This is a genomic window from Sorangium sp. So ce145 (assembly GCF_051525985.1).
Taxonomy (GTDB): domain Bacteria; phylum Myxococcota_A; class Polyangia; order Polyangiales; family Polyangiaceae; genus Sorangium; species Sorangium cellulosum_B.
In genome coordinates this window covers 12429578-12451977 of sequence record NZ_CP150315.1, presented here as the reverse complement: position 1 = coordinate 12451977, position 22400 = coordinate 12429578, and the positions used below count along the sequence as shown (strand labels likewise).

19 protein-coding genes are annotated in these 22400 nt (G+C 73.3%); 6 read left to right on the top strand and 13 right to left on the bottom strand.

The window, feature by feature from the left end; genetic code table 11:
* Nucleotides 1-40: 40 nt before the first annotated feature.
* The gene (locus tag WMF34_RS46395; RefSeq protein ID WP_437991838.1) at nucleotides 41-913 is read left to right on the top strand and encodes a helix-turn-helix domain-containing protein; all 873 of its coding nucleotides are present in this window, start codon (nucleotides 41-43) and stop codon (nucleotides 911-913) included.
* 208 nt (nucleotides 914-1121) lie between these two features.
* Here WMF34_RS46395 and WMF34_RS46390 read toward each other — a convergent pair whose 3' ends face one another.
* The gene (locus tag WMF34_RS46390) at nucleotides 1122-1589 is read right to left on the bottom strand and encodes a hypothetical protein (protein ID WP_437991837.1); all 468 of its coding nucleotides are present in this window, start codon (nucleotides 1587-1589) and stop codon (nucleotides 1122-1124) included.
* 145 nt (nucleotides 1590-1734) lie between these two features.
* Entirely contained in the window at nucleotides 1735-3402 is a 1668-nt protein-coding gene (locus WMF34_RS46385; RefSeq protein WP_437991836.1) for a hypothetical protein, read from the bottom strand.
* Between the two features lie 681 nt (nucleotides 3403-4083).
* Between WMF34_RS46385 and WMF34_RS46380 the strand changes: the two genes are divergently transcribed.
* On the top strand, nucleotides 4084-4620 hold the full coding sequence (locus WMF34_RS46380) for a hypothetical protein (protein ID WP_437991835.1): 537 nt from the start codon (nucleotides 4084-4086) through the stop codon (nucleotides 4618-4620).
* Between the two features lie 415 nt (nucleotides 4621-5035).
* Entirely contained in the window at nucleotides 5036-5551 is a 516-nt protein-coding gene (locus tag WMF34_RS46375; RefSeq protein ID WP_012241691.1) for a hypothetical protein, read from the top strand.
* An 18-nt stretch (nucleotides 5552-5569) separates the two neighbouring features.
* Here the strand turns inward: WMF34_RS46375 and WMF34_RS46370 are convergent, their stop codons facing one another.
* Nucleotides 5570-5701, bottom strand: a complete 132-nt coding sequence (locus WMF34_RS46370; RefSeq protein ID WP_437991834.1) for a hypothetical protein — start codon at nucleotides 5699-5701, stop codon at nucleotides 5570-5572.
* 278 nt (nucleotides 5702-5979) lie between these two features.
* Between WMF34_RS46370 and WMF34_RS46365 the strand changes: the two genes are divergently transcribed.
* From WMF34_RS46365 to WMF34_RS46355, 3 genes are all read left to right on the top strand, one after another.
* Complete coding sequence (locus WMF34_RS46365; RefSeq protein WP_437991833.1) at nucleotides 5980-6447, top strand: hypothetical protein; 468 nt, start codon at nucleotides 5980-5982, stop codon at nucleotides 6445-6447.
* Nucleotides 6448-6650: 203 nt separating this feature from the next.
* Entirely contained in the window at nucleotides 6651-6983 is a 333-nt protein-coding gene (locus tag WMF34_RS46360) for an ArsR/SmtB family transcription factor (RefSeq protein ID WP_437296829.1), read from the top strand.
* Nucleotides 6967-7461 carry an SRPBCC family protein gene (locus WMF34_RS46355; protein ID WP_437991832.1) on the top strand — a complete coding sequence of 165 codons (495 nt, stop codon included), beginning with the start codon at nucleotides 6967-6969 and terminating at the stop codon, nucleotides 7459-7461. The genes WMF34_RS46360 and WMF34_RS46355 overlap by 17 nt, the downstream gene beginning before the upstream one ends.
* A gap of 48 nt (nucleotides 7462-7509) precedes the next feature.
* On the opposite strand, the gene WMF34_RS46350 is transcribed toward WMF34_RS46355, so the two are convergent.
* Genes WMF34_RS46350 through WMF34_RS46305 form a run of 10 tightly spaced genes read right to left on the bottom strand, consistent with a single transcriptional unit; the run spans nucleotide 7510 to nucleotide 22327 of the window.
* Nucleotides 7510-8859, bottom strand: a complete 1350-nt coding sequence (locus WMF34_RS46350) for an ABC transporter permease (protein WP_437991831.1) — start codon at nucleotides 8857-8859, stop codon at nucleotides 7510-7512.
* On the bottom strand, nucleotides 8856-9818 hold the full coding sequence (locus WMF34_RS46345; protein WP_437991830.1) for an ABC transporter ATP-binding protein: 963 nt from the start codon (nucleotides 9816-9818) through the stop codon (nucleotides 8856-8858). The genes WMF34_RS46350 and WMF34_RS46345 overlap by 4 nt, the downstream gene beginning before the upstream one ends.
* Nucleotides 9815-11221 carry a TfuA-like protein gene (locus WMF34_RS46340; protein WP_437991829.1) on the bottom strand — a complete coding sequence of 469 codons (1407 nt, stop codon included), beginning with the start codon at nucleotides 11219-11221 and terminating at the stop codon, nucleotides 9815-9817. The genes WMF34_RS46345 and WMF34_RS46340 overlap by 4 nt, the downstream gene beginning before the upstream one ends.
* Nucleotides 11218-12501: a YcaO-like family protein gene (locus WMF34_RS46335; RefSeq protein ID WP_437991828.1), complete on the bottom strand. Its 1284-nt coding sequence runs from the start codon at nucleotides 12499-12501 to the stop codon at nucleotides 11218-11220. The genes WMF34_RS46340 and WMF34_RS46335 overlap by 4 nt, the downstream gene beginning before the upstream one ends.
* Before the next feature lie 56 nt (nucleotides 12502-12557).
* Nucleotides 12558-15173, bottom strand: coding sequence for a thiopeptide-type bacteriocin biosynthesis protein (locus WMF34_RS46330; protein ID WP_437991827.1), 2616 nt, complete (start codon nucleotides 15171-15173; stop codon nucleotides 12558-12560).
* Nucleotides 15170-17728, bottom strand: coding sequence for a lantibiotic dehydratase (locus WMF34_RS46325; RefSeq protein ID WP_437991826.1), 2559 nt, complete (start codon nucleotides 17726-17728; stop codon nucleotides 15170-15172). Before WMF34_RS46325 ends, WMF34_RS46330 begins: the two co-directional genes overlap by 4 nt.
* Nucleotides 17725-18504, bottom strand: a complete 780-nt coding sequence (locus WMF34_RS46320) for a nitroreductase family protein (RefSeq protein ID WP_437991825.1) — start codon at nucleotides 18502-18504, stop codon at nucleotides 17725-17727. The genes WMF34_RS46325 and WMF34_RS46320 overlap by 4 nt, the downstream gene beginning before the upstream one ends.
* Nucleotides 18491-20296 carry a SagB family peptide dehydrogenase gene (locus tag WMF34_RS46315; RefSeq protein WP_437991824.1) on the bottom strand — a complete coding sequence of 602 codons (1806 nt, stop codon included), beginning with the start codon at nucleotides 20294-20296 and terminating at the stop codon, nucleotides 18491-18493. The genes WMF34_RS46320 and WMF34_RS46315 overlap by 14 nt, the downstream gene beginning before the upstream one ends.
* On the bottom strand, nucleotides 20293-21033 hold the full coding sequence (locus WMF34_RS46310; protein ID WP_437991823.1) for a hypothetical protein: 741 nt from the start codon (nucleotides 21031-21033) through the stop codon (nucleotides 20293-20295). Before WMF34_RS46310 ends, WMF34_RS46315 begins: the two co-directional genes overlap by 4 nt.
* Nucleotides 21011-22327: a YcaO-like family protein gene (locus tag WMF34_RS46305; RefSeq protein ID WP_437991822.1), complete on the bottom strand. Its 1317-nt coding sequence runs from the start codon at nucleotides 22325-22327 to the stop codon at nucleotides 21011-21013. Before WMF34_RS46305 ends, WMF34_RS46310 begins: the two co-directional genes overlap by 23 nt.
* Between the last annotated feature and the right edge of the window lie 73 nt (nucleotides 22328-22400).

Genomic DNA, 22400 nt, shown 5'->3' with positions numbered 1-22400 from the left:
GCTGGCTCGCGCCCGCGTCGGCAGGTACCCTTCCCCCGCGATGGCGATGCAAGCACTGGCGCCTCGCGCTCGGATCACCCGCGGCAACTCCGGTGAGGGCCGCTGGGAGATCGCGACGCGGCCCCCGGCGCCGCGCCTCCGCCCGTACATCCGCGACTACAGCGGCTACACCGAGGAGACGCCCGGGCCGCTGCGGCGGCGCGAGCTCCCGGCGCCGCAGATCGTCGTGATCATCGAGTTCGGACCGCCGCTGCGCGTGTTCGACGCGGGGAGCGATCGCCGTCATTCCTCGCACCCCGGCGGCTTCGTCGCGGGCCTCGACGCCACCTTCACGATCACCGAGCACGACGGGTTCCAGCGCGGGCTCCAGGTGAACCTCACCCCCATCGGGGCGCGGCTCTTCTTCGGCGTGCCCATGGAGGAGCTGACCGGGCGCGTGATCTCGGCGCGCGATCTGCTGCCCAGGAAGCACGCCCGGCTGGCGGAGCGCCTCGAGGAGCTCCCGACCTGGGACGCGCGCTTCGACCTGATCGAGCGGGCGCTCGGCGAGCGCGTGGACGAGGCGCGGCTCGAGGTCGGCGTGGTCTCGTGGGCGTTCCGCCGGATCGAGGAGCGCGGGGGCGCCGTCGACATGCGCGCCCTCGCGCGCGAGCTCGGCTACAGCCAGAAGCACGTGATCGGCCTGTTCCGCGAGCACGTGGGCGTCCCGCCCAAGCTCCTCGCGCGGCTCGTGCGCTTCGACCGGCTGGTGCGGCACCTCAAGACGGGCGCAACGGGGACCTGGGCGGAGCTCGCCCAGCGGTTCGGCTACTACGACCAGGCCCACCTCGCGCGGGACGTGAAGCAGTTCAGCGGGACGACCCCGACCCGGACGCGCGCGGCGCTGATCGACGTCGCCGGCATGAGCCCCTGAGCCCTCGTCGCGGCGGGTGAATTTGCGGTGGCGAACCGTCGCGTTCGTCGGGATTTCGGTGGAGCGTGACGACGGATCGCAGCCCCTCGGAAGGCATGGATCCAACCCGGGCCCAGCCGGCGCGCGGGATCGTGCGCCGGCGTGGAGGGCTCGCCTGAGCGGCCGGGAGCGCACGGCGACGCCGCCCGTCCGCCTCGGCGGAGGCGCTCTACCCGCCTTCCGGAGCGTCGTGTGTAGCTTCGAGCGCGGCGGCGGCCCGGTCCTCCGCCATGCTGATGCGCTTGATGCAGGCGTTGGTCTCGCGCCTGGCCGCTTCGATGACCTTGCTCTCCTCCGGGATCTTCGAGACGGCGCGGCCGCCGGTGCCCCTGAAGGTCGCGCCGGTGCGGCGCCAGCACTCCCGGGTCTCGCACCGGCAGATGTCGTCACGGATGCGCAGCGCCAGGGCGACGCCCCGCTCCACCACGGGCTCCGTGGATGGCGCGGAGGACGTCGCCGCGAGCTCCGTCGCTTCGGCCTCGCCGGCCGGGCGAGGCCGGGGCGCCGCCGCCGGTGGACCGAAAGACACAGTTACCGTCTTCGGCGGCCGAAAATCACCACCCCGCCCGGCGAGGGCCAGGATCAAGGCCACTGCAGCGCCCACGCCCACGCCCGTGATCATCCACCTTCGCGTCATGATCGTCTCCTGGAGCGACAAACGGGTTGAAACTGCCTGAAGAGCGCAGAATTTCGAACCGCCAAGTCGCCAAGGACGCCAAGAACGGAGAAATATCTTGGTGTCTTGGCGGTTCATTTCTCGCTCGATCAACGTGATCGGTGTCCTAGGGCTTGCAGCTGCTCTTGATATCGAAGTACCCGGCGAGGTAGGCCCGCGCGGGGCTCTTCCAGAACCGATCCAGCGTGACCTCGGCGTTGGGCATCACATGGTTTTTCGCCGGATCGAGGCCCACCGTGCAGACGTCTGCCTCGATGTACCCGATGTTTCCCCACGTCTGAAAATCATCTTTATCGGCGAAGTTGTAGAAGGAGTTGCTCTGGGCGGCGTGGCAACCACGGCAGTACGGCGCGATGACCTCCGAGTAGATCTTCTCGTCCGCCTTGTTCCCTGTCCAACCGGGCGGGATGAAGGCGTTGTTCTGGACCGTGCCCACCGTGCTCACGCTGCCGGCGGCGTACCAGCCCTCGATGAGCTCCTGGGTCGCCGCGGTGGGCCCGGCCTGGAGGACGAGCTTGTTCAGCTTGCGGAACTTCTCCTCCTGAGCGGCGCGCGTGAAGCCCGACGCGGTCGAGAACTCGAAGGCGGAGAGGTCGAACGGCAAGAACCGCGCGCCCCCCCCGTCCACGCTGTCGTTCAGCGTATTGTATCTGGCGCCGCCGTGGCAAACGATGCAGTTCTGGGGGATACCCTTGTTGTAGCCCTTGGAGTCGAGCTGCGCATCAGGCTGGAGCAGGTAATTCGGGCCCGGGCCATAAACGGCGAACCGCACGCTGTCATCCGCCGTAATCGGCGGGATGTACCACATGGCGACCGTGGCAAACGCGCCGCTGTGGACGCCCGAATATAACCCGCTCACCGTGTTGGCGAGGCTGTCGATCGGGTCTGCTCCGAAGACGTTCGCGTTGTCGTTCACATCGTCGTCGTAGTTGCTCACGAAGCAGGCTACGCCGGTATTCGGATGTGTCGGGTTTGTCGGGTATGGATTATACGATTTGCAGTTCATCTCCCGGCCGATGCCGAGATCGCCCGCGTTGTAGTAGACGGCCGACACCTCATCCGAGCCCGCGGCTCCGAACCCGAACCGGGTCTTGAAGGCGGTGAGGGAGGCCGGCGCGTCTATCTCGTCGTAGTATTCCGCCGTGTCTTCCGGGGAGCCGACCCCGTTCTCTTCGATGTGCGAGAGGTACGCCGGCGTGTCCTCGAGGTCGGTCGGCGTCTTCGAAGCGTTGACCAGCACGGCCTGTATCCAATTGCTCTTGCACTCTTCCCCTAGGGCAATCCAGTTCTCGTCCTCCTCGGTGGTCAGCTGGCGCATACCTACCGTCTGATAGCAATCCAGCCGGTCCTGATCGAAGGTCGCAAAGGCGCTGCCTATATCGTCGACGACGCGGAAGCGCAGGAGGCCGCCTTCGGGCCAGCGGGCGCTCTCCGTAGAGGTCGGCGAGCTCGGCACGGGGGTCGCGTTGACTGACCACTCGTACCACTCACCGAAACCCTGATCCGTGGGGGTCGAAGCGCTGGTGGTGGTTTCGAGCGTCACCCAGTTCTCGTAGTCAGGATCGTTCTCATCGTCAGGATCGGCCAGCACCTGGACACGGATCGTTTCGCTGCCAGCATTGAACTTGCCTGCGAAGTTGATGGTCGTGCCGGCGGGTACACCAAGGAAGACATCACCATTCTCGGGACCGTCCACGCACGCCACGGATGCGGTGCAAAGCGCCGCCAGGAGAACGGAACGCGTGAGGAAGGCAGATCTGCATATCGGCTTCATGGACACCTCTTGCTCTGGCTCGTGCACACGTTTGCTTTTCGGCCTGGGTTCCAGGCGCAGACGGCAGGGGGTTCCGGCGCGCTATTCATGAGGAAGATGAGGAGAGGCGGGCGCGCCGGCTCACGCCATCGCCGGTCCGGAAGCTCGATGCCGCTGGGCCCGCTCGGAGCGGCCAATGCACGCCTTGTGCCAGGCGCAGAGGTTGCTCGATGTCTCGATTCCGTCGCGTTCCACGCGCCGGGCAAGGATCCATTCGCCGTGAAATGCGGCCCATTCCTTCGTGACGTGTCACGGGCCGCGACCGTGACATGTCACGGGGTTGCACCGTGACATGTCACGGTCGCAGCGTGACATGTCACGGTCGCAGCGTGACATGAGCCACGGGTGAACCGCGCATCATGCCCAGTATCCCGGGCGAGCGCGCGCCAATGGCCTCGCAGGCACGGCGAGGAAGACCTGTGCGAGTTCGCTGGCGGGTAGGCGGGCGGCGCTCGCGTGGGAAAGCTGCGCGCGCCGTTCGCGGAGGAAAGGAATCTTCTCATCGAACGTAGACCGGTCTGAGCAGCGCAGTCGCCCGGAAGGCGCCCGCGCCCAGCGCTTCCAGGCGCTGTGCGCGTCGCCCGGAGGGCCACGCAGGCACGCTCGAGGTGAACGTTCTCGTTCGTTCAAGGAGATCTCGACATGACACGGATGAAGCTTCTCGGGTTTCTGATGGCTGGTCTCGCGCTCGTGGCTTGCGGCGATGATGAGGGTGCTGGTGATGGAGGTAGCGGGAGCGACATCGAAGGCAAACAGGTCGGCTCGCTGACGGCCGTGGAGGCCGACGGCCTGTGCGACGATCTCCGCGGGCAGGCCAAGACGATCTCGAAGGAGGACGCGTGCGAGGCCGAGGGGGTGCTTGCCTCTTTGTTCGGAATGGAGTGCGAGACCACCAGGCAGGAATGCATCAGCGCTCCGGAGGAGCCCGAGGAGACGGACGACCTCGACGAGTGCGGAGCGTCCCAGTTCACCGGCTGCACCGCCACGGTCGCGGAGGTCAGGGCCTGCGTGGACGCCATGGTCGGCACCATCAAGGCGCTCACGTGCGAATCGACGCTCACCGACCTCGCGCAGAAGCCGGCGGCGTGCGCCGCGATCGAGGAGAAGTGCCCGGGGGCCTTGGGCGGAGGGGAAGAGGAAGAGGAAGAGGAAGACGAGAGCGAGGGCGAACAGCCCTGAGCGCCTCGCCCGCCCCGCCGCGCGGCTCGGTCTCGCTGGCACGAGCCCGCGGCGGGGTAAGCGTCTCCGTGACGCCGTGGGGACACCAGGGCTGGACCCGGGTGGAGCGCCGCCGCGTCGATCGGACGCTCCTGGAAGAGCTGCTCGTGGCCCCACGCCCGCGGAAACGCCGGCGGGCACCTGACGGGCGCCGAGACACCCGGCCGGAGAGCGCCTCGACCGCGCGCGGCAAGGCTCGCGCCGAGGCCACTTTCTATTTTCTCTCCAGCAGGAAGAAAGACGGAACCGCGGTCGTAATAGGCTCGGCCCGCGCGCCTGCCCGGTCGACGATGCAGCCCGCTCGCTTCCTTCGGCGGAGCCGTCCTCGAGCGCCGCGCGGACACTCAGGTGAACATTCTCGATGAGGGAGCGCTCGATGACACGGATGAAGCTTCTTGGATTGCTGATGGCTGGCCTCGCGCTCGCGGCATGCGGCGGCGACGACGACGGGGGCAGCGGGGACACCGGGGGCCAGAGCGGAGGTGACCTCGACGGCAAGCAGCTCGGCCAGCTGACGGCCGCGGACTCCCAGGCGCTGTGCCAGGATCTCGCCACGTCGGTCACCGTCACGAAGGAAGACCTGTGCGAGGTCGCCGGCGCGTTCGCCGGCGCGTTCGGCGGTGACTGCGAGGCCACCAAGGCCGAGTGCATGAGCGGACCGGAGCAGCCCCCGCAGGGCGGCGGCGAGTGCTCCACCGAGGGCTTCGCGGGCTGTACCGCGACGGTGGCGGAGTACAAGGCCTGCGTGAAGGCCCAGACCGACGCCCTCAAGGCGATCACGTGCGCAACGCCGCCCGACACCTCCGGAGAGCCCCCGGCAGGTTGCGCCGCCCTCAACGAGAAGTGCCCGGAGGTCCTCAGCACCGGGGGGCCCGAGGGCGAGGGCTCCTGAGGTCGCCCAGCGCCCCGCTCACCGCTCGATCTCGGGCGTCACGACGGCGAAGCGCGCGATGAGCGCCACGAGGTCGGCCAGGAACAGCCCGGGGAGCTTGGCCTCGTCGCCATCGCGGTGAAGCTCCCTGTCCGGAACCGCGCCCGTCACGCCCCCTCTCCGACCAGGCCATGACATGCGGTGCGCCGAGCACCTCCGCGAGCTGCGCGCGACCGTGCACGCCTCGAGCGCCATCCCGCGCTGTCCGCCGATCTGAGCTTCACCGACGAGACCGTCGACCACGTGGCACGCAAGGCCGACGTGGCGATCCGGCTGGGACGCTGCCCGAGAGCGCGGAGCGCGGGTATCGTCGGGGCGACGGGGGCGCCTGCGGGTCCTGAACGGCCAGGAACGCACCTTCCTTGTCAAGGAGAGCTCGAATGAGACGGATGACGCTTCTCGAGGTCCTGGCGGCTGGGCTCGCGCTCGCGGCGTGCGGTGACGATGGGGGCGAGACCGCGATCGCCCTCGACGAGAGCCGGCAGCTCGGCGAGCTGACGGCCGAAGAGGCCAACCAGGTGTGCGACGACCTCAAAGAGCCGATGAAGCTCGCGAAAGTAGACCAGTGCGATCTCATCGGACTGCTCAACGCCTCTGGGATAGAGGACTGCGTGGCCATCTGGCGGGCGTGCCTCCTCTCTGCAAATGAACCTCTGACGTCGACCAGGTGCTTCACGTACGACTTCGAGGGGTGCACCGTCACGGTCGCGGAGGCCAAGACCTGCCTGATCGCCATGGCCGGCACCCTCAAGGCGCTCTCGTGCGGGTCCAGCCTCGACCTCTTGCAGCCTCCTGCGGAGTGCGTGGGCGTCCGCGCGTTCTGCCCGTCGATCCTCGAAAACGGCGAAGGCTTCTGAGGTCGCCCCTCGGCTGCACATCCGGCGTCCGCCGCGTCACCGCATCCCCTCGAGCCCATGCCTCCGGTCGCCGAGCGCGAGCGTCAAGCTGTCGCGGCCCCTCGCATCCTACATCGGAGCACCTGACGCGGCCCGCGCCCGGACCCGCGACGGCCGAGCATCCCGGACCTTGACAGGTGACCATTTGGTAACATATCAAGGAGGTGACGGACGACGATCGCGTCTTCAAGGCGCTGGCCGATCCCACACGGCGCTCCCTGCTCGACCGGCTCTTCGCGCGTGACGGCCTCACGCTCACGGAGCTCGAGTCCGAGCTCGAGATGTCGAGGTTCGGCGTGATGAAGCACCTCCGGGTGCTCGAAGCCGCGGGGCTCGTCGTCACGGTTCGATCGGGCCGGAAGAAGCTCCACTACCTGAACCCGGTCCCCATTCGCCAGATCCACGATCGTTGGATCGACAAGTACACCGAGGGGCGCATTTCGGCGCTCGTTGATCTGAAGAAACACCTGGAGAAGAACAATGACGACGAAGAGTGAGAAGCCGGTCCACGTCTACCGAGTCCACATCAAGGCGACGCCCGAGGCCGTCTGGGATGCGATCACGAAGCCCGAGTGGATCGAGAAATACGGTTACTGCGCCCGCGCGGAGTATGATCTGCGCCCCGGCGGCAAATACCAGGCGTTCGCGAACGCGGAGATGGCCCAGCACGGCGGCCCCAACGTGATCATCGATGGAGAGGTCATCGAGGCCGATCCCCCGAGAAAGCTCGTTCAGACGTGGCGCATCCTCTGGGATCCCGAGATGAAGGAGGAAGGCTTCAGGCGACTTACCTGGGAGATCGAGGTGAGCCCCTACGGCATCACGTCGCTGACCGTGACCCACGAGGTCGGCGACGCGCCCAAGACAGCCGCCATCACCTCGGGCGCGATCAAGGAAGCCGGCGGTGGCTGGAGCTATATCCTGAGCGATCTGAAGACGCTGCTCGAGACAGGCAAGACGCTGTCGGCGGCTTGAAAGCGCTGCGCCGCGCGTCCGGACAGCCGATCGCGCCGCCCGCCCGCGTCACCTGGCGCGGGCCCAGCGGCAGAGCTCGCGGAGGGTCGGCGTCGCTCCCTGGGAGAGGACGCCTGTCCGGAAGATCTTGGCAGCGACCCAGACGAAGAGCAGCACGGTCGCGCCGGTGCCGCCGATGGCGACGAGGATCTGCCAGAGCGGCGGCTCGGAGACGAGGACCCGGACGAACATCACCATCGGGGCGTAGATCGGGATCATCGAGAGCACGACGGCGAGCGTCGAGCCGGGGTGACCGGCGATGACGACGAGGAAGAACGGCGGCGCGGAGAGCGCCATCGAGATCGGGCTCATCAGCTGCTGCGCGGCCTTTTCGGAGCTCGCGGCCGCGCCGCCGACGGCATAGACAGCCACGTTCACGAGGTATCCCAGGAGGAAGAACACGACGAAGTACACGGCGACCATGGGGCGAAGCAGGGTCTCGGCGTCGATGAGGCGCGGCCCTCCCAGCGCGCCTGTCGCGACGCCCGCGACGGCCGCCATCCCGAGCCAGACGAGGATCTGCGTGAGGCCGGCGGCGGCGAGGCCGAGGATCCTCCCGGACAGGAGCTCGAACGGGGTCACCGAGGAGAGGAGGATCTCCATGATCCGGTCCGACTTCTCCTGCACGATGCGGCGCAAGATCTCGCGACCATTCAAGAGGATCGCGACGAAGAGCAGGCCGCCGAAGCCGAAGGCGACGAGCAGGTCGAGGTCGCCGCCGGGGCCCCCGGGGCCGCTCGAGGAGAGGGGCGCCGGATCGAACGCAGGGGGCGACAGGAGGCCCTCGATCTCGGCGGCGTCGCGGCCGCGCGCCGTCCACCGCGCCACGGCGACGCCGCGCGCCACCACCGCCGCGGCGCGCTCGACGGCATCGAGGTCAGCCCCGTTCGCGTACAGCGCGCCCCGCGCGCCGGGGTCCTCGAGCATCGCGGGCGGGAGCACCACCACGCCGTCCACGCCGTGCCCTCCCGCCTCGACGCTCGCCCTCGCGCCGTCGAGCAGCGCCGCGACGGCCGCGCTCGTGGCGGCGGCGTCCCCGGGGGCCACGTAGGTGAGCCGCAGCCGGGCGGCCCTCGGGAGCACAGCGCTGCCCATCGCGGCGCCGAGCGACCTCGCGGAGGACCGCGCCGACGCCTCCTCGGCCAGGCTCGCGGAGGCGGCCTCCACGACCCCGCGGAGCCTGCCTGTCCCGTCGACCACGACGACGGAGCGATCGCCGGCGCCGACGGCGACGAGGAGCGCGGGGAGCAGGCCCACCGCCGCGAAGAGGACCGGCAGGAGGAGCGTCGTGAGGGCGAAGGACGCTGTCTTCACCGAGGCGACGTACTCACGCTTCAGCACGACGAGGACGCGGCTCACGATGCCTCCAGCTCCGCGCCCCGACCCGCGCGCGCCCTGTGGGCGAGCGGCGGCGGGGCGCCCTCGCCGACGACGCGAGAGAAGATCTCGCCGAGCGACGGCGACGAGACCTCGAACCGCCGCACCCGGAGGCGCGAGAGCGCCGCCGAGAGCGCCCGCTGCGCGTCGCCGGCGTCGCGCAGCACGAGCTCCGCCACGCCCGGCTCGATCCGCGCGCTCACCACGCCGTCGACGCCGAGGAGGAAGGTCCCGTCGCCGTCGAACTCGATCCGCGCTGTGTTGCCGGCGAAGGACGCCTTCACCTCGCCGACGGGCCCCGAAAGGACGACGCGCCCCCGATCGACGACGACCACGTGGTCGGCCAGGCTCTCGGCGAGCGGCATGACGTGGGTCGAGAGCAAGAGGGTCTTTCCGGCGGCGCGGAGCTCCCCGAAGAGCCGCTTCACGAGCACGGCGTTGACGGGATCGAGGCCCGACATCGGCTCGTCGAGGACGAGGATCTCCGGGTCGTGGACGAGCGCGCCGCAGAGCTGCACCTTCTGCTGGTTGCCCTTCGACAGCGTCTCGATCCGCGCGCGCGCGACGTGCTCGAGCTCGAGCGACCGGAGGAGCCGCGCGGCGCGCTCGCGCGCACGGCGCGGGCGGACGCCCTTGAGCTCGCCGAGGAAGGCCAGGTGCTCGGCGACCTCCATCTGCTTGTACAGGCCTCGCTCCTCCGGGAGGTACCCGACGCGATCGCGGATCGCGACGCTGTCGCTCCTGCCCCCGAGCACCTCGACCGCGCCCTCGTCGGGGCGGAGGATGCCTGTCACGAGGCGCATCGTCGTCGTCTTCCCGGCGCCGTTCCGGCCGAGGAGCGCGGTGGCGCCGCCGCGCCGCACCTCGAACGACACGGCGTCGACGGCCCGGCGCGACGCGAAGACCTTCGTCGCCCCGCGGAGCGAGATCGCGGGCGTCACCGGCGCTCCGGGGCCGAGGCGCTCGCGGCCCGGTCGCCGTGCGCGGCGCGGCGATAACACACCTCGCGCAGCGCCACGCGCTTGAACTCGTCCGCGTCGGCGAAGCCGGCGGAGCGCAGCGCGCCCGCCGGATCGGGCGGCACGGGCGCGCCCAGGCATCGCTCGAAATACCACCGGATCAGGTCGCCTTCGGCCATCCCGGCGTCGGAGAAGGCGGGGTTCGACAGGCCGAGCTCGGCGAGGCGCCGCTGCTTGTCGCGGGCCCGGGAGAGCAGCTCCGCGTACTCGCCGGAGACCGAGAGGTGGTCGCGGACGTGGCCTTGCGCCACCTCGTCGACCGCCTTCTCGACCCAGCCGATGAGCGCCTCGTCGCGGAGCAGCCGCGTCAGCTCGCCCCAGCCGACGCTGAACCGACCCATCCACGCCTTCACGTCGTCCGGCTCATAGAGCCGCCGCTCGCGGCGGAAGGCGTCGGACGTCCGCTCCAGCGCGGCGTTGTCCACGGTGAGGCCGCGCCGCTCCGCCTCCTGCAGCGCGAGGTACCGGAGCATGGCCCCGCGCTTCGCCCGGCCGTAGGCCGCCGCGTCGAGCCGGAGCTCGTCCAGGATGCCGTCGAGGGCGACCGTCTCGTACGGCGACGGGTCGCCGGCGCTCGGGCGCTCCGCGGCGACCATCTCGCCAGCGGCCTGCTCGGCGCGGCACCAGAACTCGGTGACCTCGAACCTGTACGTGACGGTCTTCAGCGAGAAGCCCGCCTCGGCGCGCGCGCGGAGGTGCCGGAGCAGCGCGATCGCGTCGTCGCGCTTCTGGTTGACGCGCCCCTTCGGGAGGAAGTCGCGCAGCGACGCGAGCTCGCTCTGCGGGACGCCGTGGCGGGACGCGGCGTCGAGGATCACGGGATAGACGCGGTCGGGATAGTAAAGAGACTTTGCGACCGCCGTGAGCGCGTCGCGCGTGGCGGCGGTGATCACGCCCGCGGCCGCCGCGGCGTCGAACGTCCTGCGGATGTTGACCATCGCCTCGGAGCCGGCGCGAAAGCCGCTGTCCGCGGGGCCGTGGACGACGGCCACCTCGTCGTCATCCTCGATGAGGCCGTCGCGGTACGCCTCGAAGATGGCGCCCACGCCTTCCATGCCGAAGGCGGAGAGCTCGGCGGCGCGCAGCGCCCCCATGCTGGAGCTCCCGAAGACGTGGATGCCCTGCGCCATCGCGAAGAGGATCTCCTTGTGCCAGACCGCCGGGACCCGCTCGAAGTAGCCGTCGATGATCGCGATGGCGCTCGGGCGCTTCGCGCATGCCCGGTAGACGTCGCCCTGCGAGACCGGCGGCAGATAGAGGGCGTCGAGCTCCGCCCGCGCGGCCTCGAGCGAGAGGGTCGGACCGACAAAGACGATGAGGCTCATGCGATCTCCTTCAGGCTCGCCGCGCTCCGGCGCTCGAGCGCGCGGCGGAACCGGCGGCCAGGGATGTAGTTGGGGAACGAGTGGATCCCTTCGAGCCCGGGGATAACTATCTTGACGACGGGGATGCCGAACTCCGGCTTCGTGAGATCGAAGGCGACGACGCTGTCGATCCCGACCGCGCGCAGCCGCTCGAGCTGCCAGGCGACGTCGTCCTCGAACGTGTCGCCCGCGAACGTCGGGCCCGCGGAGAACGGGCGCTCTCCGCGCGCCGTCAGCAGCCGGCGGACGTGCCGGACCTGATCCGGGCTCCGGTGGCGGTCGTACTCGGCCCGGAGGAGGTCGTCGCGCGCGCCCGAGATGACCGTGAGCCGGGTCTGCGCGGCCTCGGTGAGGGCGCGCAGCAGCGCGACGGCGCGCGACGGATGGCAGCCTTGCCCGCCGGAGCCGTGGAGCGCCCGGACGGCGTCCTCCGTCCGCTCGGCGATCAGGCACTCGTACGAGGGGATACCGACGTCGGAGGTGGTCTCCCACGCGCCGACGGCGACCCCGGCGGCCGCGAATTTCGCGAGCACCTCGCGGCAGCCGGGATCGTCGATGCTGTCGAGATCGAGCCGCCTCGCGTCCCGCTCCTCGTCGGTGAGGGCGCCCCACACGGCCGTGGCGTCGCGCTCGACCACCTCGCAGATACCGTAGCTCACCGCCTCGAGGAGCCCGTTCCCCGACGAGAGCCCGTTGGTCGAGCAGCAGAAGATACCCGGGTTGACGCGGCCCGTCGCGGTGGCGTTGACGTGCACGAGCTCGTAGGGGACCCACACGGGAGCGCCGCGCATGAGGTCGTAGCCCTCGGCCCACAGGAGCGGGGTGTCCTCGTCGAACGGCACGCTCGAGGTCCGCGGCAGCGCGGAGACGTCGGCTATCGCGTGGGAGCGCCGGAGCTCGCGAGAGGAGCCGAGGAGCAGCGGCCGGACGATGTTCTCGCCGTGATAGGCCTCGATCGACTCCATCAGCCCCGAGACCTTCGCCGCCGCGAGCGTCAGCCCCTTTCCCTGGCTGACCGAGAGAGAGCGCGAGTTGGGGCGGCAGACGACGACGACCGGTATCCCGATCGCGTCGAGCCCCGTGACGTTGGCGATCCGCGTGATCCCCATCGCCGGCATGAAGCCCTTGATGCGATCCAAGGTCTCCTCGGGCGAGGCCGTGCGGTGGGTGCCGTTCATGAAGCGCTTCTTCTCGGGGCCCGAGAGCCCCGGCATGGGCGGAAGCTTGGTCTGAGTCTCCACGATGCTTCTCCTTCGCTCTGCGCCCGTGGCGGGCGCGGCTCGAGTTCGTTCTCCGTTCAAGTGCTCTGCAAACCGAGGACCACCGGCCTGTCGCGGCGGCCGTCGCCGCGGGAGGCGTCGCGCCGCGCGCGGGCGATGGCCACGACGAGCCGCCGCTCCTCCGGCGGCACGCCCGGGGTGAGCTCCGCGGCGCGTGCGAGCGCGGCCGCCCTGCCGGCGTCGTCCCCCGCGGCGGCGGCGACGTCGGCCTCGAGGTGCGCCGCGGCGAGCGCGAGCAGGGGCGCGCTCCGCGGGGCGGCCCCCCCGAGCGCGGCGAGGCGCGCGCGCAGCCGATCGAGGTGCGCCCCCGCCGCCCCGGCCTCCCCCCGCGCGAGGGCCGACTCGGCGCGCGCGTAGAGCACGGCGAGCTCGCCGTAGGGCGAGCGCCACACGCGGGCGCGCGCGGGCCGGGCGCCGTCGAGCCACGCGCGGACCGGGGCCGCGTCGCGGCGCGCGAGGCCGAGCGAGATCGCGTTCTGCGCGGCGAGCGACGCGAGGTCGAAGAGGCCGATCCACGCGGCGTGACAGGCCGCGAGCTCGAAGAGCGCCGCCGCCTCGGCGAGCTCGCCCGCGGCCGCGACGCTGCTCGCGAGGCGCACGCGCACCATGAGGGCGCGGCGGAAATCGGCGAGCTCCTCGGCGAAGGCGAGCGCCCGGCGCTGGTGCGCGAGGCCGCGCTCGTGCTCGCCGCTGGCCGCGTGCGCGGCGCCGCGCCACGCGTGCGCGGCGGCGAGGCACTGCGTCGGCGCGTCGCCGCGCGGCGCGGCGAGCAGGGCGTCGAGCCGCGCCTCGTGCTCGGCGCGGCGCTCGCCGGTCGCGCACACGAGCGCGGCGTCGAGCTCCGCCCAGCAGCGCTCCGCGGCGGACGCGCCGGGCGCCGAGCGCCGCTGATCGACCTCGTCCCGGAGCGCGTCGAGCGCGGCGGTCTCGCCCAGGTTGTGGAGCGCGGCGAGGAGGACGCGCCGCGCGAGCGCGCGGCGGCGCTCCGGGAGGCCGAGGCGGAGCGCCGCCTCCGCCGCCTGCCGCGCGAGGGCGGGGCGCGACATGCGGAGCATCGTCCTCGCGAGCGCCACGAGCGCGTCGGCCCGCGCCTCGGGAGAGAGGCCGGGCGACGCCAGGGCGTCGCCGAGGATCGCGGCGGCCTCGTGCAGCGCGCCGGCGCGGCAGAACGCTTCGCCCCGCGCGACCGTCGCGGGCCCCGGCGTCACGGCGGGGGCGGCCGCTTCGCCTTCGAGCGCGGGCGCGGGCGCGGGCGCGACGCGGAGGAGCCCCGGCCCCTCCTCGATCTCGGCCACGATCGCGGCCCACCCGGGGGTCGGGCGCCCGCTCGCGGTGACGACGAGGGCGAGCGGCTCCGTCTCCAGGGCGCGCGCGAGGAACGCGACGGCGTGCTGCGTGTCGGCGTCGGCGCCGTCGACGTCGCGGAGGACGAGCACCGTGGGCTCGAGCGTGTGCTCCGCGAGGAAGGCGCGGAGCGCCTCGGCCACGGAAGCCGGGTCGGGCGGCAGCGGGCACTCCGGCGCGTCGTGCGCGGCCTCGATGCGGCCGAGGGCAGCGAGGAGCGCGCCGCCCGCCGGGTGGGCGTCCGCGAGGGCGCGCAGCAGCGCGAAGGGCGCGGACATCCCGCCGGCGGGCGCGGCGGGCGCGATGAACCAGAGGCCGTCGCGGCGGGCTGCGTCGCGGAGCGCGTCGAGCGCGGCGCCATCGCAGGGGTCGAGGAGCGCGGTGACGGGCCGGCGCTGCTCGGCCGCGCGGGCGAGGCGCTGCCACGCCTCGCCCGGCGAGACGCCCGGCGGGCGAGCCCGCGGCGGCTCGTGCGGGGCGCCTGCCTCGGCGAGCGCGTCGGCCACCCACACCTCGAAGGCGAGCGTGAGCCCGAGGCGGTTATGGAACGTGTGGGCGAGGTTGGTCAGGACCGTCGCCAGCGGCACGCCGAGCGCTCCGCGCCGCGACGCCTCGGCGAGCTCGGGCAGATCCGCGTCGAACGCGGTGAGGAGCGCGCGCTCGCCGTCGACGAGATCGCCGAGCGCGGCGAGCCCCTCCCCCCGCACGAGCGCGCGCACCAGCGCGACCGACTCGGCATCCGGCGCTTCATAGACGAGCTCCACGCCCGAGATCGCGCGGGCGAACGTGCGCCAGTGCCGCGCGTACCCCGCGAGGAACGACCGCCGCGCGTCGCCCGTGACGCCCGCGCGCGCGAGCAGCGCGTCGAGCGCGCACGCCGCGACGAGGGCGCGCGCCCGCGGTCGCCCCGCCGTCTTCCGGATGCAGCCGAGCGCGAACCTGCTCGACGCGAAGAACTGCCGCTCCGCGATCTCCATCCCCGCGGGTCCTCCGTGCTTCTCGAGCTCCGGCTCGTAAACGGCGGCCTCCGCGCGCGACACGGCGGCGCAGCACGCCGCCGCCGCGTCCACGCGCGCCGCCACGTCGACGGGGTCGCGCCCGGGCGCCGCGCGCACGCGCAGCCGCAGGTGGTCGCCTCCCTCGGCGTACCGGAGGAAGAAGAAGCGATCGATCGCGCCGCGCTGCTCGAGCTCGGACACGAGCGGCTCGACGAGCCCGAGGAGGAGCGCGTCCGTCCCCTCCCCCTCGAGGCCCCGATCGTGGAACAGCTTCCGGTAGATCCAGCTCATCGCGCGCTCCTCTCGCCGTCGATCTCGACGAGCAGCTCCGCCGCGTGCGGCCTCCCTTCGAGGCGCAGCCACGACGCCTCGGGCTCCGGCAGGAGCTCGGTGAAGACGAGGTACCCGCTCGTCCCGCCGCCGGGACCGCCGAGCAGGCGAGCCAGCCCGATCAGCGTGAACGGGCTCTCCCAGTCGACGTACATGTTCGTCTCGGTGAAGCCGTAGCCGGCCACCTCCCGCCCGACGTACCGGGCGAACCCCCGGCTCGGGAGCTCGAGCTCGCCCCGCAGGCGCGCGATCGCGCGGAAGTACGACGCGTACGGCTGCTTCGGCTCCTTGCGCGGGATCGCGCTCACCGGGATCGCCCACCGCGCGCGCTCCACCACGACGCGACCGACCGTGAGGCGCGGGCGCCGCGGGGCCAGCGCGACGCCCCGGGCCAGATCGAGGCGATCGAGCACGTTGTAGAGGTCCGCCCGCTCCGCGACCGTGTCGTCGCGGAGCCGCGGCGAGAGCGCGCGGAGCAGGAAGTGCGGATCGGGGAGCGCGGCGTCCCGCAGGAAGCCGAGGTGGATCGGCTCGATCTCTCGGCCGAGGCGCCGCGATCGCAGCCGGAGCTCGACCGCCGCCGCGTCGAAGCGGAGGGAGAGATCGCGGAGCGGCAGGACCTTGTCGCCGGGCGCGCTCGGCTCCCACGGGAGCTCGAGCGCCCACGCCGTGAGGCGCGGGTGCACCTGGAAGTTGAGGCCGAGCGTGGGCGAAAGCTCGACGGGCAGCGGACCGTCCTCCTGCGCCAGGCGGCGGCGGATCGCCTCGAGGGCCTCGGGGGCGCGCCCCTCGACGTCCGCGAGGTAGCGCGACAGGTACTTCGCGCGCCCGGCCTGCGCGCCGTTGAGCACGACGCGCGGCGCTCCGCCGTCGCGCGGGCAGGGAGGCGCGATCTGGAGGAAGAGCGCCATCGACGACGGCGCGTCCGGGGCGGCGAGCCCCTCGAAGAGGCCTGGATCGAGGCACACGACGTCGCCCGTCGCCGCGGCGGCGACGCGGCCGAGCTCCGCGTCGATCCAGCGGATCGGCTCGGATGCGCCGCGGATGAGCGCGACGCGCCGCGGGTCCTCGAGGATCTCGGTCACGAACCCGCCGACGTCGTCGCACACGCCGTCACGACCGAACCGCTCGATGAACGCCGCGCAGAGCCGGCGGTGCGCGGCCCCGCAGGCGCTCGCGCGCACGAAGCGCACGACCGGCTCGAGCGCCTCGGCGAGCGCCCCGCGTGGGACAGGGAGCTCCGCGCCGAAGGCGCCGTCCACCATGACATCCTCGAGCAAGGACGAGCGCCCAGGGCCGCGGCCGAGCTCGGCGGCGAGGCGCGCGCGGGTCTCGACGCCGGCGGTCGCGTAGTCCTCGAGGCGCCGCGCGACCGAGCGGAGCTCGTCCGGCGCGCCCGCGCACCCGATCTCGCCCAGGGCGTCCGCCGCGGCGCGCAGCGCCGCAGGGGTCGGCCCCACTGGGACGCTCGCCGGCTCGAGCATGCCCGCCTCGACGAGCTGCTCGAGGACGTGGCGGCACGCTCGCTCGTCGGCGTCGTCCGACGCGAGCGCCCGGGCGGCGTCCTCGAGCGTGCGCCCCTCGGCGCCCTCGACGAGGCGGGCGACGGCGGGGGTCCACCCGAGCGACATCACCTCGCCCGACCGGGCGCGCGAGAACACGACCGACGGCGCGGCGCCCGCCGCGAAGCGCCGGAGCGGGTTCATCCGGAGCGGCAGGCGCGCGCGTGCGTGGGCGTGAGCCGCCGGCTGAGAAGACATCGCGCGCGCGACGAGCTCCCCGGCGTGCGCGAGCGCGAGCTGCGGGAGGCTGCGCCACCGCGCCTCGTCGGACGTGCGCGGCGTGCGCGGCGCGCGCGGCGCGTCACCGACGTCCGGGGGCGACGCGGAGAGATCGAGCAGCGCGACGCCCGCGAACCCCGCGAACGGCGTCGTCCGCGCCGTCGCGCGGAAGACGTAACGCGCGATCGTTGCCTCGCGGATCTGCTGCGCCGAGGTGAGCGGCGCGCCGCTCGGGATCTCCGCGAGCTTCTGCGCCGTGGTATAATGGTCGGCGCTCGAGAGCAGGATCCCCCCGAGCAGGCGCGAGCTCCCGAGCGTCTGCCGGAAGCGTTCCGACGCGGCGATCCACTCCGCGGCGAACGTCGCCTCGTAGCGCTCCTCCAGCGCGGCGCACCGGGCCGCGCGCGCGTCGACGAGCGCGAGCGCGGCCCGCGCCCCCTCCGGCGGCGCGGTCCTCGCGCCCTCGAGCGCGCCGGCCGCCACGGCCTTTCCGTTGAACAGCCGCCGCTTCACCTCGAGCGCCGCGCGGCGCAGCGCCTCGTCCTCGCACCCGCGCACGACGTCGAACATGCGCGCCGCCGCGTCCTCCCGCGCGGCCGCGAGCTCGAGCTCGGCCACGGCGAGCTCGCGCTCGACCGCGGGGCTCTCGCGGAGGCGGAGCCCGGCGAGCGCGTCGGCCGGCATCCCCGCGACGCGCAGCGCGCCCCACGGCGCGATCTGGAGCCCGCGGCTCATCGCGGCTGCCCTCCGCGAGGCGCCTCTCGGGGCGTCGGCTGGCGGTGCCCTCCGACGGCGAACGCGAAGAACGCCGTGTGATCGCGGCCGTCGAGCCCGAGGACCTCGTCGACGACCGCGGGGGCGAAGCCGCCGGTCGCCGTGTAGGTGAGCCCGAGCGTCTCCGCGACGAGGTAAAGGCGGTCGGTGAGCCACCCCGCCGCGAACGCCGCGCCCCGGTAGCCGCGATCGCCGAACGCCACGAGCCACCGCCCGATCGGGACCACCAGGAAGAGCACCGCCGCGCCCATGGCGTGCTCCCGCTGAAGGATCGCGGTCTCGGCCATCCGCGCGCGCGACGCCGGGCCGATCGGCGCTAGGCGGTGCTCGCCGCGGTCGTACCGGTGCGCGCCGGGCGGGACACCGTCGACGTCGAAGACGACCGGAAACAGCAGCGGATCGAGCGTCGCGTCCGCGAGCCCTGCCGGCCGCGCCGCGGCGGCCGCGAGCAGCGTCCCGAGCGTCGCCGCGTCGAGGGCCCCCGCCGAGAGCCTTCCGCTCCGCCGCGCGGCGATGACCGACGCGAGCGAGCGCTGGACCGGCTCGAGCGCGCGCGGCGCGGGCAGCGAGAGGGCGCGCTCCGCGTCCCCGGGCAGCGGCGACGGCGCGGGGAGCGCGGGCTCCGGCGACGGCCGCGTCTCGGGGTAGCGGCTCGCGACGACGAGCTCGGCAACCCCCCGCAGGGGCTGGGTCGCCGCGGCGAGCGTGGACGAGATCCTGTGATCAGCGAGAGACATCGCGGGCCTCCGTGGCTGCGCCCCTGAGCGCGATGAGGAGATGCGGTGCGAGATCGATGCCATCGACGCCGACGACGCGCGCGACGACCTCGTCGTCGAACGTCCAGATCGTCGTCGCCTCGAGGCCGAGCTCCTGGGCGAGGAGCTCCACGCGGTGGGCCATCAACCCGGCGTCGAGCAGCGCGTAGGTGTACCCGCGCGCGTAGTACTTGGAGCACGCCCGCGCGACCGAGCCGACGACGACGATCACGGCGCCCGCGCGCTCCACGGCCGCGGCGTGCTCGGCGCTCCCGCCCGCGAGCACGGCGCGCGCGAGGGCGCCCGCGGCCACGCCGGCGCGGAGCGGCGTGAGCGCTCGCGCGGCGAGCTCGAACCGGTGGACGCCCGCCGCGAGCCCGGGGACCCGCGCCGCGGCGACGTACGCCTCCGCCGAGCCGAGGTTCCCGGCCGACGCGGTGGTGCGACGCACGTGCGCCTCGCCCTCGGCGCGGCGCTCGACGCGCCCGCCGAAGCTCAGCTCGAGCAGCGCGCCGAGCGCGCCCGCGTCGAGCGTCCCCGTCGCGTCGCGCCGGCGCGACAGCGCGGCCCCCACCGGCGCGCCGAACGCTGCGGCGAGCGGCGTGGCGTTCGTCGCACCGGCGCCCTCCGGAGACCGCCGCGGCGACGGCGCGGCCGGCGTGCTCTGCAGCTTCCGCACCTCCGGGCTGATGTGCGCCTGCATCCCCGCGTGCTGTCCGATGTGCCACGGCTGGACGACCGTCGTGTTGTGGAACATCCGCGCGAGGCTCTCCGCGTGCCCGGACGGGAGCGTCGCCGTCCGCGGCGGCGCGTCGCCGCCGCAGAGCGGGCAGCTGGGCAGCCTGGTCATGAAGGGGTGGAGCGCCGTCTCGCCGGCGCCGGGCCGCCACACCTCGACGTGCTCCAGCGGGGCCACCGCGAGCAGCCCGCTCGCGTGGAAGATCACGTGCTGCGCGACCCGGCTCACGAGCGCGCGCCCCCAGAGCGCGCGAAGAGCGCCGTCGTCGAGCGCGGGATCCGCCGCGGAGGCGCCGATCTGGAGCCGGACGCACGCCGGGCACGCGGACGCCCCGGGGATCGTGAGCGGCCCGATCGTCCACGTGCCGGGGTTCGCCGCGAGCATCGGGACGCGCGCCGCGATGCACGCGCGCGCCGCCGCCTCGAGCGCCTCCTGGTCGCCGATCACCACGGCCAGATCGACCTCGCCCTCGGCGAGCTCCCCGGCGCTCGCGGCGAGGCGGACGTCGGCGACGCCCGCCTCGCGGAGCATCGTCACGAGCATCCCCGCGAGCTTCGCGTCGCCGTCCCCCAGCGCGCGCACGCGCGCGCCTTCGAGCGCCCGCTGCGCTTCCCCTCGGCTGCGGTTGCGCCCGGTCCGGCGGAGGTACCTGCTGAAGAACGCGCGCTGCGCCCGGCGCGGCTCCTCGGCCTCGTCGGCCGCGGCGCCCTCGCCCTCCTCGAGCATGCCGTGCATGTGCATCAGGTGGATCGCGTCCCGCAGGTCGGAGGCGACGACGCCCGGAAACGCGGCCTCGACGTCGCCGACGGTGCGCGTCCCGTCGAGCAGCGGCACGAGGTTCTCCATCACCCACGGGAGCGACGCTCCCTGGATGATCTGCGCCTCACCGCCGAGGACGTGGAGCGCTCCGCCCGGGAGCGTCACGCGGAGGAGATCCTCGACGAAGCGCGGGCGCTCCGGGCAGCGGAGCTCCCAGTAAAGCTCGGCGAAGCGGCTGAGATCGCGGGCCTCGTAGGCATCATCGGACGGGCTCATCGGTCACCTCCCAGGCCGGACGATCCGGCGATCGCGAGCGGGTGCTCGGCGAAGTACCCCGCGAGCGACGCCCCGCGCCCCGCCGCGTGCTCGCCGGCGGCGCACCGCCCGCACAGCCCGACCCGGGCGAAGCGCCGCGCGCGGAGCGCGCCCGACGTGACGTCGCACTCCCAGAAGCGCCCCATGCGCGCGGCTCCGGCGCGGGGCGGCTCGGGCGCGCCGCGCTCCTTGGAGAGCGCGAGCGCCTGCGCGGCGAGCAGCGCCGCGGCCTGCTCGGTGACGGCCGCGAGCTCGCCCTGGAACCAGGGGCGAAGGTCGCCCGAGGCCCCGAGCGCCTCGAGGGCGTCGTGCGCCTCGAGGTCCAGCGCGACCGAGCGCACGCGCCGCGAGAAGCAGGCGAAGCACGGCGTGCGGCCGGGGACGATCGACGGCCCGATGCGGAGCTCGTGCGCGAGCAGCGTGCCCGACGTCCAGGCGACGCGCGCCGCGAACGCCGCCGCGTCGAGCGCGTGCGCCGCCGCGGGCCGGGGGCGATCGGTCGCGAGGACGATCACCGCGTCGGGCAGCGCCCCCGGCGCGCCCGCGTCCAGCGCCGACGTCGTGACCCGCGCCCCCGCGCCGGTCAGGAGCTCCGCGCATCGGGCGCCGAGCTTTCCGTCACGGAAGACGTGCACCGCGGGCGCGCCGGCGGCGCGCTCCGAGGCCGGGCTCTCCTCAGGCGAACGGGATCGGATCATCGGTGATCGACTCCTCTGTGCGAGCGCCGTACCCGAGCCTCTCCGGCGCGTCGTACAGGCGGGGGTGCGCGAGGTAGCGCGCGTGGTGGGTGAAGCTGATGGGCAGGAGCTCGGGCACGATCACCTTCACGACGACGATCCCGAAGTCGCGGACCTCGGGCATCGTCACGTCGACGGCGACCACCTCCATGCCGAGCGCGGCGAGCCGCGCGACGATCGCCGCGAGCGGGTCGTCGCCCTCGATCGGGCGGGGGAAGGCGGTCGCGACCGGCGCCTCGCGCGTGGCGAACGCGAACCGCGCCGGGCCGTCGGGCCCCGCGTAGAGGCGCCCGAACGACTCGGGCGTCTGATCGGCGTCGGTGAAGAACGACGCCCGGGTGACCGGCGGAGCGGGCTCGCTCAGCGCCACCCGCAGGCTCCCCACCTCTTCGAGGACGCGCGCCGCCGCGGCCTCGCCGTCGGGGCGGCAGGCCGCCATCGCGATCGCATGCGGCGCGCCGTGCGCGCACGTCTGCACGGCGCCGATCACGGGGACGCCGACGTCGGTCGTGAGATCGAGCAGCGCCGTCTCCGTGCCCGCGGCCTCGGCGCCGCGGAGGAGCGCCGCGACGAGCGGGCTCCGCGCGCTCCCGGGCGCGATGCGCGGCATCCGGAGCTGGTGCAGCCAGAACAGCGCGAGGCTGTCGCGCTCGATCACCTCGCACAGGCCGGAGAGGATCGCCTGCCGGAAGCTCGCGCCCGCCGCGAACCCCGTCGAGAGCGGGAAGAGCGCGTGCTCGCGGATCGGCAGCGGCAACCCCATGTACGTCGCCGTGAGCGGCACCCAGATCGGGCGCTCGTGGGTGAGCGAGAAGCCGCGCACCCAGAGCTCGTCGCGATCCGGATCGGGCTCGCGCAGGCGGAAGGCCGACGGCGCGCGGGCCCGCTCGCGCGCAGAGCAGCGCGGCAGCCGCGCGGGGTCGAGCGCGCGATCGCCGAGCGAGCGCGGCGTCGCGCGCAGCACCCCCTCGGTCGGGTACATGACGCCGCAGTAGCGCTCGAGGGCCTCGCAGACGGCCCGGATCTGGGCCGTGGTCTCGTCGACGGCCGTGCCGGAGCCGGTGAGCGACCCGAGCTTCGAGCCCACGCTCGACGGGCCCGGGTGGAGCGCCGCGGGCCTGCCGAGGAACGCGGTGAAGCCGTGCATCTGCCCCTCGAAGCCGGGGGGAAAAATGAACCGCCGGACACGGCGGATGATCCCGCAGCGCTCGTCGATGAGCGGCGCGAGGCGATCGATGAGCGAGATCTCCGACATGGCGGCGGCTCCTAGAGCGGGGCGGGCGGCGCCCCGGGCGCCCGGACGCGCGGCGCGCGTCCGGGCCGCCCAG